Below are 13195 nucleotides of genomic sequence, written 5' to 3'. Positions count from 1 at the left end.
GTGTCGCCTCCTCAGCTGCTGGCCGTCGTCTCGGGGACGAAGTCGGCGGTGTCCGTGGACTCGTAGTTGAAGGAGATGTCCTTCCAGGTATCCAGCGCCTGCTTGAGGGGCGTGCACCACTTGGCCTCCTTCTGCAGGATGTCCGGGCCCTCCTCCATGATGTTCCTGCCCTCGTTGCGGGCCTTGACCATGGCTTCCAGCGCGACTCGGTTGGCGGTGGCGCCGGCCTGGATGCCCATGGGGTGCCCGATGGTGCCGCCGCCGAACTGCAGCACCACGTCCTCGCCCAGATAGTGCAGCAGCTGGTGCATCTGCCCGGCGTGGATGCCGCCGGATGCCACCGGCATGGTCTTGTTGAGCGACGCCCAGTCCTGGTCGAAGAACAGGCCCTGCTGCAGGTTCTGCGGCACGTACTCCTTGGTCAGGGTGTCGTAGTAGCCGGCGATCATGTTGGGATCGCCTTCCAGCTTGCCCACCACGGTGCCGGCATGGATGTGGTCGACCCCGGCCATGCGCATCCATTTGGAGATCACCCGGAAGCTCACGCCGTGGGTCTTCTGGCGGGTGTAGGTGCCGTGCCCGGCGCGGTGCAGGTGGAGAATCATGTTGTTCTTGCGCGCCCACTTGGCCATGGACTGGATGGCCGTGTAGCCGACGATCAGGTCGATCATGATGATCGGCGACCCGAGCTCCTTGGCGAACTCGGCGCGCTCGTACATATCCTCCATGGTGGGGGCCGTGACGTTGAGATAGTGCCCCTTCACCTCGCCGGTGGCCGCCGACGCCCGGTTCACCGCCTCCATGCAGTAGAGGAAGCGGTCGCGCCAGTGCATGAAGGGCTGCGAGTTGATGTTCTCGTCATCCTTCACGAAGTCCAGCCCGCCTTTGAGCGCCTCGTAGACCACGCGCCCGTAGTTGCGGCCGGACAGCCCCAGCTTGGGCTTGGTGGTGGCGCCGAGCAGCGGCCGGCCGAACTTGTCGAGGCGCTCGCGCTCCACGACGATGCCGGTGGGCGGGCCCTGGAAGGTCTTGAGGTAGGCCACCGGCATGCGCATGTCCTCGAGGCGCAGGGCCTTCAAGGCCTTGAAGCCGAACACGTTGCCGATGATCGACGCGGTGAGGTTGGCGATGGAGCCCTCCTCGAACAGGTCGAGGTCGTAGGCGATGTAGGCGAAGTACTGGGCATCCTGGCCGGTGCCCTCGCCGGTGTTCGGCACCGGGTCCACGCGGTAGGCCTTGGCCCGGTACAGCTCGCAGTCCGTCAGCCGGTCGGTCCACACCACGGTCCAGGTGGCCGTGGAGGACTCGCCGGCCACCGCGGCCGCCGCTTCCTCCGCATCCACGCCCTGCTGCGGCGTGATCCGGAAGCAGCAGATCACGTCGGTGTCCTTGGGCTCGTAGTCGGGCTCCCAGTAGCCCATCTTCTTGTAGGGGATGACGCCCGACTTGTACCGCTCCTTCGGGTCCTGAATCTGCCCTTCGTTACCCATGGCCGGTCCTCCTGCTGGTTGGCACCTGTTGGCCGACCCCGGAACGATGCGTCCTATTCCGGAGTGTTTCACTCAGGAATAGAGTGGTACACCTGAGTCATAGCTAACAGTCGAAATGTTTTTGCCATTCCTTAGATGCGGGTCTATGGATCCGCGGAGGGACCGACCATGGAGCGGCCGACCATGAACCTGCGCCGGCACGCGAGCCTGCGCCAGCTGGAGGTCTTCGAGGCCATCGCCCGGCTGGGCAGCTTCAAGCGCGCCGCGCAGACGCTGCACGTGACCCAGCCCACGGTGTCCATGCAGATCCGGAAGCTCAGCGAGGCGGTGGGCATGCCGCTTTTCGAGCAGGTGGGCAAGCGCGTCTATCTCACCGATGCGGGGCGCTCCCTGTACGAGAGCTGCCGGGAGATGTTCGGCAGCCTGGAGCGCTTCGAGATGGACGTGGCCAACATGAAGGGGCTCACGCAGGGGCGCCTGCGGCTGGGGGTGGTGACCACCGCCAAATACTTCGCGCCGCGTCTGCTGGGGGGATTCTGCGAGCGCTACCCCGGGGTGGACGCCTCGCTGAAGGTGACCAACCGCGAGCGCGTCCTGGAGCGGCTGCAGAGCAACGAGGACGACCTCTACATCTTCGGCCAGCCGCCGGCGGGGGTGGACGTGGAGGCGGTGCCCTTCCTGCGCAATCCCCTGGTGGCCCTGGCCCCGCCGGGCCACCCGCTGGCGGGCCGGGCGGGGGTGCCCCTGGCCGAGCTGGGGGAGTACCCGTTCCTGGCCCGCGAGCCCGGTTCCGGAACCCGCCTGGCGGTGGAGCGCCTGTGCGACGAGCACGGGGTAACGCTCCGGGTGCGCATGGAGCTGGGCAGCAACGAAGCAATCAAGCAGAGCGTGGCCGCGGGCATGGGGGTATCGGTGCTTTCGGAGCACACTCTGGCGGGCGGGGGCGAGGAGGTGGCGGTCCTCGACCTGGAGGGCTTCCCCATCGAGCGCCACTGGTACCTGGTCTATCCGGCGGGCAAGCAGCTGTCCGTCGCCGCCCGGGCCTTTATGGACTACCTGCTGGCCGAAGGGGCGCGCATGGCGGAGTCGGGGGTCTCGGAGATCCCGCGCTCGCCCCAGGGAGGGTGGCCGGTGGGCCCTGCCGCGGATCGTGAGCCCCCAGGGCCGGAAGGGCGGTCCTAGGGTTGCCGGTAGGCTGCCATGGGCCGGTAGCGGGGCCGTCGGGGCGGGAGCGCCGGGAGCTCAGAGGCCCCAGCGCTCCCGGGCGGCCGCGAAGGCCTCCGGGTCGGCCCCGGCGAGGCGCAGCTCCTTGTCCTTGCCCTTCGCGCCCCGCTCCACGCTGGCGGCGGATTTGGGGAGGCCCAGCTCCTTGGCGAGGAACTGGGCGAGGTGCTTGTTGGCGGCGCCCTCCACGGGCGGGGCGGTGGTGCGCACCTTGAGGGCCCCGCCGTGAAGGCCGGCGACCTGGTCCCGGGCCGCCTTGGGCTGCACGCGCAGGCGCAGGATCAGGTCCTCGCCGTCCCAGCGGAAGAAGGCCTGCTCCGCCACGGCGCGGGCCTACATCCCGTAGGCGAGCTGCTGCAGGCTGCTTACCACGAGGATGCGCAGGAACTCGATGCCGAGCAGGACCACGATGGGGGAAAGGTCCAGGCCACCCACGGGGGGGATGAGGCGCTGGGCGGGGCGCAGGATGGGGTCGGTGATCTGGGTCAGGGCGCGGACCAGGGGGTTGGCGGGGTCCGGGCTCACCCAGGACATGAGCACCCGGATCAGGATGACCCAGAAGGCCAGCCGGAGGATGGCGTTGACCAGGAAGGCGACGGCGTCGATGAAATTGGCGGCGAATCCCATGGGTGCTCCTAGAACGGGTTGATACTTCCCACGGAGGACAGGAGGTTCACGAAGGATAGCATTGGAGGCAAGAATTCAGCTTCCCAGCTCCCGGGAGCGCCGGGCGGCGGCGGCCACGGCGTCCATGAGGGCGGTGCGCAGGCCGCCGCGCTCCAGGGCCTCCAGGCCGCGGGCGGTGGTGCCGCCGGGGCTGGTGACGCGGCTCTTGAGCACGGGGCTGGGGTCGCCGGTCTCCCGGGCCAGGGCGGCGGCGCCGCCGGCGGTGTGCACCGCCAGGGTGCGGGCGGTCTCGCGGTCCAGGCCCTCGGCCACCGCCGCCTCCTCCAGGGCCTCCAGGATCAGGAAGAAGTAGGCGGGGCCGCTGCCGGAGACGGCGGTGACGATGTCCATGTGCTCCTCCTTGGCCACCCACACCACCTCGCCGGCCGCCTGCATGACGGCCTGGGCGGTGTCCCGGTGCTCGGCGGAAGCCTCCGCGTCGGCGCAGAGGGCGGAGATGCCCGCGCCCACCAGGGCGGGGGTGTTGGGCATGACCCGCACCAGGGGGCTTTCCATGCCCAGCCATGCCCCCAGCTTGGCCAACGGGATGCCCGCGGCCACGGAGATCACCAGGGGCCGCGCCTCGCGCAGGACGGGGCCCAGGTCCAGGGCCACGGTCTCCATGACCTGCGGCTTCACCGCCAGCACCACCGTCGCCGCCTCCCGGGTCGCCTCGGCGTTGTCCGCGGTGGTGCGCACCTGGTAGCGGGCGGTCAGGTCGGCGCGACGGTCGGCGTCGGGCTCCGCCACCACCAGCTGGTCGGGCCGCCAGCCGGCGTCCACCAGTCCGCCGATGAGGCTGGCCGCCATGTTGCCGCCGCCGATGAAGGCGATGGGGGTCTGCGCCGCCATGGGCTTCTCCTTTGGCTAGTCCGTCTTTCCGGGGTAGGTTCGTTCGCCGAATAGGGCCGAGCCCACCCGCACGTGGGTGGCGCCTTCCTCCACGGCCACCTCGAAGTCCCCGCTCATGCCCATGGACAGGGTGTCCCAGGGCGGCCCCGGCACCGTCTCCCGCAGCTCGGCGAGCAGGCCGGCGAGGCGCCGGAAGGCGGGGCGCGATTCCTCCGAAGTCGCACCGGGGGCCGGGATGGCCATGAGGCCGCGCAGGCGGAGATGGGGGCATTCGTCCCGGATCCGGGTCGCCAGTGCCGGGGCCTCCTCCGGCGCGCAGCCGGACTTGCTGGCCTCGTCGCTGATGTTCACCTGGAGGCAAACGTCCAGGGGCGGCTGGCCGGTACGGTGGCGGTCCAGGGCGCGGGCGATCTTTGCCCGGTCCACCGAGTGCACCCAGGGAAAGGCCGTGGCCACCCGCCCGGCCTTGTTGCTCTGCAGGGGGCCGATGAAGTGCCAGTCCAGCGACAGGTCCGCTAGCTCCGCCTGCTTGGCCTCCGCCTCCTGGACGTAGGACTCGGCGAAGGCCCTCTGGCCCGCCTCCGCGAGGGCGCGCACGGCCTCGGCGGGGAAGGTCTTGGACACCGCCAGCAGGGTGACCGCCCCGGGGTCGCGGCCGCCGCGCCGGGCCGCGGCCGCGATCCGCTCGCGGATGTCCGCCACCCGCCTGCCGTATGCGGAGGATTCGTCCATGCGCCTGCTCCGGGCCTCGTTTCGCGGGAAGGGGAATATTATGGGCCCCCGCCGCGTCCGGGCAAAGCGGGGATGCAGAGGGTCCCCGTAGACGGTAGGATTGCCCGGAACCGGTCAGCAGGAAACCGTAAGGGGGACGCAGATGGCGATGGACATTTCCGAACTACTGACCTTCGCGGTCAAGCACGGGGCGTCGGACCTGCACGTGTCCGCCGGCGAGCCCCCCATGATCCGCGTGGATGGCGATATCAAGAAGATCAAGGCCCCGGCCCTGGACGAGAAGCAGGCCCACGACCTGATCTACGACATCATGACCGACGACCAGCGGAAGAACCTGGAGCAGGAGCTGGAGGCGGACTTCTCCATGGAGGTCCCCAACGTCTCCCGCTTCCGTGTCAACGCCTACCACCAGGATCGGGGCCTGGCGGCGGCCTTCCGGACCATCCCTTCGGAGATCCTTACCCTTGAGGACATCAAGGCCCCGGACATCTTCCAGCAGATCGCCGAGAAGCCCCGCGGCCTGATCCTGGTGACCGGCCCCACCGGCTCGGGTAAGTCCACCACCCTCGCCGCCATGGTGAACTACATCAACGAGACCCGGCAGGGCCACATCCTCACCATCGAGGACCCCATCGAGTTCGTGCACCCCACCAAGAACTGCCTGGTGAGCCAGCGCGAGGTGCACGCCCACACCCACAGCTTCGCCAACGCCCTGCGCGGCGCCCTGCGCGAGGACCCGGACATCATCCTGGTGGGCGAGCTGCGGGACCTGGAGACCATTCAGCTGGCCCTCACCGCCGCCGAGACCGGCCACCTGGTGCTGGGCACCCTGCACACCAGCTCTGCGCCCAAGACCATCGACCGTATCATCGACGTCTTCCCCGCCGCGGAGAAGGACATGGTGCGCGCCATGCTCTCCGAGTCGCTGCAGGCGGTGATCTCCCAGGCCCTGCTGAAGAAGAACGGTGGCGGCCGGGTGGCGGCGCACGAGATCATGCTCGGCACCCCCGCCATCAAGAACCTGATCCGGGAAAACAAGATCTCCCAGATGGTCTCCTCCATCCAGACCGGCCAGCAGATGGGCATGAAGACCCTGGACCAGGACCTGCAGCGCCTTATCCAGAACCGGGTGGTCACCACCGAGGAGGCGCTCACCAAGGCCAACAACCCCGAGTCCGTTCGGGCGGCCTGACCGCCTCCGGCCCCCTTCCCGCCCGGGGAGCGGGAACTACACTGGACCTTCGGAACGGCGGAAGAGGAGGCTGGGGATATGGCGGAGCCGCGCTGCACCGTGGACATCATCATCCACGATCCGGGGGACCGGGTTCTGCTGGTGGAGCGGGCCAACCCGCCCCACGGCTGGGCGCTGCCGGGCGGCTTCGTGGACCCCGGGGAGGCCCTGGACGGGGCGGCGCGCCGCGAGGCCCGGGAGGAGACCGGCCTGGAGCTGGAGGAGCTCTTCCAGTTCGCAACCTATTCGGCCCCGGAGCGCGACCCCCGCGGCCACACCATCTCCACGGTCTACGTGGCCCGCCCTGCCGGCGAGGCGCGGGCGGCCAGCGACGCCGCCAGCCTGGACTGGTTCCCGCTGGCCGACCCGCCCGAGACGGCCTTCGACCACGGCGCCATCCTCGCCGACTATCGGCGTTTCCTGGAGACCGGGGAGCGGCCGCGGCTGCCCTGAGCGATCCGCTCCCCACCGGCGCACGGCCCGATCAGAAGCCGCCGCCCATCTGGTCCTGCATCTCCAGGTAGACGTTGTAGGCGTTGCGGCGGTGGGTGGCGTCGAAGGCGGGCAGCCCCTCGTACTCGGACCAGTCGGTCTCGGCGTAGGCCTCCTCGAAGGGCACGAGGTTCTCCACCGCCTCGCCCATGCGCTCGCGCAGCTTGGAGATGTAGCCCCGCATGAATTCCACGGCCGCGGCGGCGTCCTTGTCGGCGGGGCCGTGGCCCGGAATGATCATCCGCGGCTCGGGCTCCAGCTCCGCCACCCGCTCCACGCCGGCCAGCCAGTTCTCCGAGTCCACGTTGTCGCCCACGAAGGGGATCCGGCCGTCGAAGAGGATGTCCCCGGAGAAGACTACGTTGGGCCCGTGGACGATCATCAGGGTGTCGTCCGGGGCGTGGGCGGGGCCGACGTGGACGAGCTCCACGCGCTTGTCGCCCATGTCGAGCACCTTGCGGTCGCCGAAGGTCTCGTCGGGCCCCACGATGCGGGTGTCCTCGTCCACCCAGGGGAACAGGGCCTCCCGGCGCTGCTTCAGGCGGGCCTCCGCCCCCGGGCCGCTCACGTAGCGCTCCGCCGTCTCGTGGGCGAGGATGGTGGCGTCGGTGTGGTCCTGGAAGGCCTGCAGGCCGTAGATATGGTCGGCGTGGTAGTGGCCGATCACCACGTGCGTCACGGGCTTTTTGGTAACGCCGCGGATCTTCTCCAGGAGCTTCCAGCCCAGCGAGGGGGTGCCCAGGGCGTCGTAGACCACCACCCCCTGCTCGGTGACCACGAACCCGGCGTTGGACATGAAGCCCTGGTTGTCGGCATCGGGGACCCCGTTGCGGCCAATGACGTAGTAGACGTCCTCGGCGGCCTGCTCCAGCTCCATGGAGATGTCCGCCTCCGCGTAGGAAACGTCCTCCCAGGAGACCGACTCCGCGCCCGCCGCGGGGGCGAGGAAGCCGAGGCCGAGGAACAGCGTTATCCACCAGTGGCGGCGTATGGCTCGCGACATGGAGTCCCTCCGATATGTTGACCGACCGAGGAAACGACCTTAACCGTTCTGCTGATGGGGGAAAATAGCATGCAAGGCGATTCGAGCGCGTCCGCCCTGGCCCGGGTCACGCTGCCCGAGGATGGCGGTTCGGCCAGCCGGGCCGTGGTCTGGCTGCACGGCCTGGGCGCCGACGGCCACGACTTCGCCCCCCTGTTCCAGGGGGTGGAGGAGCGCCTGCCCGGGCTGCGGGTGGTCCTGCCACACGCCCCGCAGCGCCCGGTGACCCTCAACGGCGGCATGCGCATGCGGGCCTGGTACGACATCGTCAGCCTGGAGCCCGACGCGGAGCAGGATCTGGACGGGATCCGGGCCTCTGCCACCCTGGTTGGGGGGCTGCTCGACGAGCTGGAGGGGGAGGGCATCCCCGCCGAGCGGACGATTCTGGGCGGTTTCTCCCAGGGCGCCGCGCTGGCGCTGTGGACGGGCCTCGGGCGGCCCCGCCCCCTGGCCGGCATCGTGGCCCTTTCCGGCTACCTGCCCGCCGATCCCCCGCTGGCGGAGGCCCAGCGGGAGACACCCATCTTCCTGGGCCATGGCCGCCACGACGGAGTAGTGCCCTTCCCCCTCGGGGAGACCGCACGCGACCGCCTGCGGACCCTCGGCTGCCGGTCCGTCACCTGGAACCCTTACGAGCTGGACCACGGCGTCGACGCGGAAGAGGCCGGGGACCTGCTGGCCTGGGTGGAGGGGGTGCTGGGGGAATAGGGTTGAGGCCGGTTCGGGCGACCGGCGCCAAACCGGCTTGGTGCGTCGGCGGCCGTTGGATCCCCGCTAGGGGAACGTGCCAAGCACCACGTCCCGCTGGCGCAGGTCGGCGAGGATGTCCGCGCCGAACGCCACCACCCGCTCAGGGTCGGGGTGGGCGATCTCGGCGGCGATGCGGCGCAGCAGCTCCGCTCCGGGGGCCGGCTCCTGTTCCATCAGCTCCAGGAGGCGGGCGGTGACGGGGTTGATCTCCAGGAAGCCGACGGCATCGGCGCGGTCGCGGTAGACCACCAGGCAGGTGGGCGCCCCCGGCGGTTCCTCGGGCCGGAAGTCGGGGCCGATGCGGTGCACGGGGGAGCGGTAGCGGAGGCTCCAGGCCAGGGGCGAGCGCACGGGTGTTCCGGTGAGGAGGTCGCCGTCCGGGTCGGCGGGGACGCCGGATGGGTCCTCGTCCGCCGTGTACAGGGCAAGCTCCGCCCATTCGTAGTGGGCCAACTCCGGCAGAAAGGGCGGGTCCTCCGGCCGCTCGCCCCGCCCCTCGGCCAGGTAGGCGAGGAATTCCTCGGCCACCCGGGGGAAATAGGGCGTGGCGGCGCGGTGGTCGGCGAGGAAGTCCGCCACCAGCTCCCGCCAGGCCTCCTCGTCGAGAGTCCGGCGCAGGACGGGGAAGGTGGAGGCGAGCAGGCCGTGGAGGTTGTTGAATACCAGGCGCCGGTAGACGGAGCGCCCCCGCTCGTCGAGGCCCGGTGGGGGCGGATGGCGGTCCGGGTCGCGCAGGTGGGCGGTGAGGGCCTCCTGCTGCTCGCGCAGGGCCGCCGGGGGCGCGGGCTCGTCCCCGCCCCGCCGGCTCATGCCTCGGCCTCCGCATGCCGCTCCTGGGCGCGGCGGATGGCGGCCACCTCCTCCAGCAGCTCCGGAAGCGGCGGGATCTCGGTGTCCCGCTCCAGCAGAGTGGGCAGCGGGCCGAAGCGCCGGTAGGCGGTGTCCAGCAGGTCCCAAACGGGGTCGATCACCGGCGCGCCGTGGGTGTCGATGAGGAGGTCCGGGGCCTCGCGGCGATGGCCGGCGATGTGGAGGTAGGCCACGCGGTCGGCGGGCAGGGCGTCCAGGAAGGCCATCGGGGCGTAGCCGTGGTTGGCGCTGTTCACGTAGACGTTGTTGACGTCCAGCAGCAGGTGGCAGTCGGCCTCCTCGGCCACGGCGGCGGTGAACTCCGCCTCGCCCATCTCCTGTCCGGGCGCGGCGTAGTAGGAGACGTTCTCCAGGGCCAGGGGCCGCTCCAGGTGCTCCTGGACCCGCTGGACGCGCCCGGCCACGTAGCGCACCGCCTCCTCGGTGAACGGGATCGGTAGCAGGTCGTAGAGCTGGCCGTCGTCGGCGCAGAAGGAGAGGTGCTCGCTGTAGACGGCCACGTCCAGGCCGTCCAGGAAGCCCTTGAGGGCGTCGAGGTGGGCGTGGTCGAGCGGGGCGGGGCCACCGATGTTGAGGGACAGGCCGTGGGCGGCCAGCGGGCGGCCCTCCACCGCGCGGCGGAAGTCCTTTCCGCGGGCGCCGCCCACGCCGATCCAGTTCTCCGGGGTCACCTCCAGGAAGTCGAGGTCGGCCCCCGGCTGCTCCAGGAGGGGGGCCACTAGGGCCCGGCGCAGGCCGAGCCCCGCCCCGTTCAAACCTCCTGTCGGGAGGCCGTCAGCCACCGGCGCACTTGCCCTCACCGCATTTCCCTTCGCCGCCATCCTTCTTGTCCTTGGCGGCCTTGTCCTTTTCGCCCTTGGATTTGTCGGAGTCGCTCATGCCGCCGCACTTGCCTTCTTCCCCTTTCTTATCGTCGTCGGTGGCGCCGCCGCACCGGCCCTCCGCCTGGTTTTCGGCCACCATGTAGCCGCTGCCGAGGTCGGCCACTTGAAAGGGGTTGGTATCGGCCTGGGCGCCGAGCGAGCCCAGGGCGAGGCCTCCGGCCACCGTGGCCCCGAGCATGTAATTGAACCCGTTGCTGCCGGTCTTGCGCTCATCCGTCATGGTTCGCCCTCCCGTTTGGAAATGGCCTTCGTTCCGCGCCGGTCGGCTGTGCCCGCGCGGGCGAAGGGGTCAGGACCGTGCGCTAATGGTCAGCCCTTGATACGCACTCTACCCCTGGACGATTTCCAGAAAAAACCCAATTTTTCTGGAAAGCTCGTCCAGACCTATAGGATCAGCGGTTCCTTCGGATGATCCGCGAGGGGGGAAAAGCCTAAATGGGGGGCGAGCGGCCCTGTTTGGTCCGGGCTTGCCCCCAGGGTCGCCGCCACGAACGGGTCCGTGAGGGTTGTGACGGCCCTTGTCCCGGTCCCCGAAGCCAATCCGTACAGCATGGGGGCGGGCTCTTATCGTTCGTGCTCCTTTAGGTAGCGGGCGGTCACCGCCAGGGCGTCCGGGTTCACGGAGATGGTGTCGATGCCCGCTTCCACCAGGAACTGGGCGAACTCCGGATAGTCGCTGGGCGCCTGGCCGCAGATGCCGATCTTGCGGCCCTTGGCCTTCACCTTGCGGATGGCCTCGGCGATGAAGCGCTTTACCGCCTCGTCGCGCTCGTCGAACAGGGGCGACACCAGGGCCGAGTTGCGGTCCACGCCCAGGGTGAGCTGGGTCAGGTCGTTGGAGCCGATGGAGAAGCCGTCGAAGATTTCGGCGAACTCCTCGGCCAGGATCACGTTGGTGGGCAGCTCGCACATGATGTAGACCTCGAGGCCGTCCTCCCCCTGGCGGAGGCCGTTGGCGGCCAGCTCGGCCCGTACCTTCTCGCCCTCCTCCACGGTGCGGCAGAAGGGCACCATGATCTTCATGTTGGTGAGCCCCAGCTCATCGCGGGCACGCCGGATGGCCTCGCACTCCATGGCGAAGCCTTCCCGGTAGGCCTCCGAGTAGTAGCGGGAGGCCCCCCGGAAGCCGATCATGGGGTTCTCCTCCTCCGGCTCGAAGTACCGCCCGCCGATGAGGTTGGCGTACTCGCTGGACTTGAAGTCGGACATGCGGACGATGACGTCCTTGGGCCAGAAGCTGGCGGCGATGGTGGCCAGGCCCTCGGAGAGGGTGCGCACGAAGAACTCGTGGTTGTCGGCGAAGCCCTCCGTGCGGCGGCGGATCTCCGCCCGGTCCTGGTTGCTGGTGCGGTTGGGGTGGAGCAGCGCCATGGGGTGGACGGCGATCTCGTTGTTGATGACGAACTCCATCCGCGCCAGGCCCACCCCGTGGTTCGGTACCTGGGCGAAAGTGAACGCCCGCTCCGGATTGCCCACATTCATCATCAGGCCCACGGACTCGGGCAGGGACCCCTCGTCGACCTGCAGGTCCTCGACGGTGTAGTCCAGCTCGCCCGCGTAGATGTAGCCCGTGTCCCCCTCCGCGCAGGACAGGGTCACCCGCTGGTCCGGATCCAGGACCTCGGTGGCGTTGCCCGCCCCCACCACCGCCGGGATCCCCAGCTCCCGGGAGACGATGGCGGCGTGGCTGGTGCGCCCCCCGCGGTTGGTGATGATGCCGGCGGCCTGTTTCATGATCGGCTCCCAGTCGGGATCGGTCATGTCGGTTACCAGGATGTCCCCGGTGTTGAACTCCTTCAGGGCCTTGGGGCTCTCCACCACCCGCACCGGCCCGGTGGCGATGGCCGACCCCACGCTGCGGCCGGACACCAGCACCTCGCCGGTCTCGTTCAGGCGGTAGGCGCGCATAAGCCCCGGCTTCTTGCCGGCGTGCACCGTCTCCGGGCGGGCCTGGAGCATGAACAGCTCCCCCGTGTCCTGATCGCGGGCCCACTCCATGTCCATGGGGGTGGGCTTGCCGTGCACGGCGGAATAGTGCTTCTCCACGGCCACCGCCCAGCGCGCCAGGGTCAGGGCCTCCTCGTCGGAGAGCACGAAGCGGTTGCGCTCCCGGGCCGTCACGCGCTCGTTGTAGGCGTTCCCGTCCTCCCCGTAGACCATGCGCAGGGCCTTGTCCCCCAGCTTGCGCCGGATCAGGGCGGGCTTGCCCCGCTCCAGGAGGGGCTTGAAGACGTAGTACTCGTCGGGGTTCACGGCCCCCTGGACCACGTTCTCGCCCAGGCCGTAGGCGGCGGTCAGGAACACCGCGTTTTCGAAGCCGGATTCGGTGTCGATGGAGAACATCACCCCCGCCGCGCCGTGGTCGGCGTAGACCATCCGCTGCACGCCCACGGACAGGGCCACGTCCAGGTGGTCGAAGCCCCGCTTGGTGCGGTAGGAGATGGCGCGGTCGGTGAACAGGGAGGCGAAGCACTTGTGCACCGCGCGGACCAGGTTGTCCGCGCCCCGCACGTGCAGGTAGGTCTCCTGCTGCCCGGCGAAGCTGGCGTCGGGGAGGTCCTCGGCGGTGGCCGAGGAGCGCACCGCCACCGCCATGTCCTCGAGCCCGGACTCGGCGCACATCTGCCGGTAGGACTCCCGGATGCCCTGCTCCACCTCCTCGGGCAGGGTGGCGTCGAGGATCCAGCCGCGTGCGCGCTCGCCGGCGTAGGCGAGGTCGGCGCGGTTGGTGATGTCGAGGTCCCGGAACAGCTCGCGCAGCGGCTCCCGCAGCCCGGCCTGGTCGAGCAGGGCGCGGTAGCCCCTGGCGGTTACGGCGAAGCCCCCGGGCACCCGCACCCCGGCCGCGGCCAGGTTGCGCGTGATCTCGCCCAGGGAGGCGTTCTTGCCGCCCACCTGGGCCACCATGTCCATGCTCAGGTCCTGGAACCAGATGATGTGGGGGATTTCGTCCATGGATCTC

General features: G+C 69.8%; 14 protein-coding genes. 4 read left to right on the top strand and 10 right to left on the bottom strand.

The genetic code is table 11. The features are described from left to right. Nucleotides 1-11 precede the first annotated feature (11 nt). Complete coding sequence (locus AN478_RS10350) at nt 12-1490, bottom strand: form I ribulose bisphosphate carboxylase large subunit (protein WP_054966537.1); 1479 nt, start codon at nt 1488-1490, stop codon at nt 12-14. A gap of 168 nt (nt 1491-1658) precedes the next feature. Here AN478_RS10350 and AN478_RS10345 point away from each other — a divergent pair, with 168 nt between their 5' ends. Further along, complete coding sequence (locus tag AN478_RS10345) at nt 1659-2672, top strand: LysR family transcriptional regulator (RefSeq protein ID WP_231627389.1); 1014 nt, start codon at nt 1659-1661, stop codon at nt 2670-2672. Nucleotides 2673-2732: 60 nt separating this feature from the next. Here the strand turns inward: AN478_RS10345 and AN478_RS10340 are convergent, their stop codons facing one another. From AN478_RS10340 to AN478_RS10325, 4 genes are all read right to left on the bottom strand, one after another. Next, entirely contained in the window at nt 2733-3038 is a 306-nt protein-coding gene (locus tag AN478_RS10340) for a DUF167 family protein (protein WP_054966536.1), read from the bottom strand. A gap of 9 nt (nt 3039-3047) precedes the next feature. Continuing rightward, nucleotides 3048-3341: a YggT family protein gene (locus AN478_RS10335; RefSeq protein ID WP_054966535.1), complete on the bottom strand. Its 294-nt coding sequence runs from the start codon at nt 3339-3341 to the stop codon at nt 3048-3050. A gap of 75 nt (nt 3342-3416) precedes the next feature. Continuing rightward, nucleotides 3417-4232, bottom strand: coding sequence for a pyrroline-5-carboxylate reductase (gene proC, locus AN478_RS10330; protein ID WP_054966534.1), 816 nt, complete (start codon nt 4230-4232; stop codon nt 3417-3419). Nucleotides 4233-4247: 15 nt separating this feature from the next. Beyond that, the gene (locus tag AN478_RS10325) at nt 4248-4964 is read right to left on the bottom strand and encodes a YggS family pyridoxal phosphate-dependent enzyme (RefSeq protein WP_054966533.1); all 717 of its coding nucleotides are present in this window, start codon (nt 4962-4964) and stop codon (nt 4248-4250) included. 148 nt (nt 4965-5112) lie between these two features. On the opposite strand from AN478_RS10325, the gene AN478_RS10320 reads away from it, so the two are divergent. Both AN478_RS10320 and AN478_RS10315 read left to right on the top strand, forming a co-directional pair. Then, complete coding sequence (locus AN478_RS10320) at nt 5113-6156, top strand: type IV pilus twitching motility protein PilT (RefSeq protein ID WP_054966776.1); 1044 nt, start codon at nt 5113-5115, stop codon at nt 6154-6156. A 78-nt stretch (nt 6157-6234) separates the two neighbouring features. Continuing rightward, nucleotides 6235-6648, top strand: a complete 414-nt coding sequence (locus AN478_RS10315; RefSeq protein ID WP_054966532.1) for an NUDIX domain-containing protein — start codon at nt 6235-6237, stop codon at nt 6646-6648. 31 nt (nt 6649-6679) lie between these two features. Here the strand turns inward: AN478_RS10315 and AN478_RS10310 are convergent, their stop codons facing one another. Next, nucleotides 6680-7564, bottom strand: a complete 885-nt coding sequence (locus tag AN478_RS10310) for an MBL fold metallo-hydrolase (protein ID WP_054966775.1) — start codon at nt 7562-7564, stop codon at nt 6680-6682. A gap of 195 nt (nt 7565-7759) precedes the next feature. Between AN478_RS10310 and AN478_RS10305 the strand changes: the two genes are divergently transcribed. Continuing rightward, on the top strand, nt 7760-8437 hold the full coding sequence (locus AN478_RS10305) for an alpha/beta hydrolase (protein WP_054966531.1): 678 nt from the start codon (nt 7760-7762) through the stop codon (nt 8435-8437). Between the two features lie 66 nt (nt 8438-8503). On the opposite strand, the gene AN478_RS10300 is transcribed toward AN478_RS10305, so the two are convergent. The 4 genes from AN478_RS10300 to ppsA form a co-directional block, all read right to left on the bottom strand. After that, nucleotides 8504-9289, bottom strand: a complete 786-nt coding sequence (locus AN478_RS10300; RefSeq protein WP_054966530.1) for an HvfC family RiPP maturation protein — start codon at nt 9287-9289, stop codon at nt 8504-8506. Next, nucleotides 9286-10104 (bottom strand): HvfB family MNIO-type RiPP peptide maturase, encoded by an 819-nt coding sequence (locus tag AN478_RS10295; protein ID WP_231627387.1) that lies wholly within the window; start codon nt 10102-10104, stop codon nt 9286-9288. Before AN478_RS10295 ends, AN478_RS10300 begins: the two co-directional genes overlap by 4 nt. A 19-nt stretch (nt 10105-10123) precedes the next feature. Continuing rightward, nucleotides 10124-10453: a hypothetical protein gene (locus tag AN478_RS10290; RefSeq protein ID WP_231627386.1), complete on the bottom strand. Its 330-nt coding sequence runs from the start codon at nt 10451-10453 to the stop codon at nt 10124-10126. A 344-nt stretch (nt 10454-10797) separates the two neighbouring features. Then, nucleotides 10798-13188, bottom strand: coding sequence for a phosphoenolpyruvate synthase (gene ppsA, locus AN478_RS10285; protein WP_054966528.1), 2391 nt, complete (start codon nt 13186-13188; stop codon nt 10798-10800). Nucleotides 13189-13195: the final 7 nt, after the last annotated feature.

Origin of the sequence: Thiohalorhabdus denitrificans (genome assembly GCF_001399755.1) — a bacterium.
Classification (GTDB): Bacteria; Pseudomonadota; Gammaproteobacteria; order Thiohalorhabdales; family Thiohalorhabdaceae; genus Thiohalorhabdus; species Thiohalorhabdus denitrificans.
Note: the sequence above shows the minus strand (reverse complement) of the source record. Positions and strands in the feature narration are given on the sequence as shown.

Excerpts from the sequence above, each read along its gene's own strand:
- AN478_RS10335 (WP_054966535.1), bottom strand. The coding sequence starts at position 3,341 with ATGGGATTCGCCGCCAATTTCATCGACGCCGTCGCCTTCCTGGTCAAC.
- AN478_RS10345 (WP_231627389.1), top strand. The coding sequence starts at position 1,659 with ATGGAGCGGCCGACCATGAACCTGCGCCGGCACGCGAGCCTGCGCCAG.
- AN478_RS10320 (WP_054966776.1), top strand. The coding sequence starts at position 5,113 with ATGGACATTTCCGAACTACTGACCTTCGCGGTCAAGCACGGGGCGTCG.
- AN478_RS10310 (WP_054966775.1), bottom strand. The coding sequence starts at position 7,564 with ATGGAGCTGGAGCAGGCCGCCGAGGACGTCTACTACGTCATTGGCCGC.
- AN478_RS10350 (WP_054966537.1), bottom strand. The coding sequence starts at position 1,490 with ATGGGTAACGAAGGGCAGATTCAGGACCCGAAGGAGCGGTACAAGTCG.
- AN478_RS10300 (WP_054966530.1), bottom strand. The coding sequence starts at position 9,289 with ATGAGCCGGCGGGGCGGGGACGAGCCCGCGCCCCCGGCGGCCCTGCGC.
- AN478_RS10315 (WP_054966532.1), top strand. The coding sequence starts at position 6,235 with ATGGCGGAGCCGCGCTGCACCGTGGACATCATCATCCACGATCCGGGG.
- ppsA (WP_054966528.1), bottom strand. The coding sequence starts at position 13,188 with ATGGACGAAATCCCCCACATCATCTGGTTCCAGGACCTGAGCATGGAC.
- proC (WP_054966534.1), bottom strand. The coding sequence starts at position 4,232 with ATGGCGGCGCAGACCCCCATCGCCTTCATCGGCGGCGGCAACATGGCG.
- AN478_RS10325 (WP_054966533.1), bottom strand. The coding sequence starts at position 4,964 with ATGGACGAATCCTCCGCATACGGCAGGCGGGTGGCGGACATCCGCGAG.
- AN478_RS10305 (WP_054966531.1), top strand. The coding sequence starts at position 7,760 with ATGCAAGGCGATTCGAGCGCGTCCGCCCTGGCCCGGGTCACGCTGCCC.
- AN478_RS10290 (WP_231627386.1), bottom strand. The coding sequence starts at position 10,453 with ATGACGGATGAGCGCAAGACCGGCAGCAACGGGTTCAATTACATGCTC.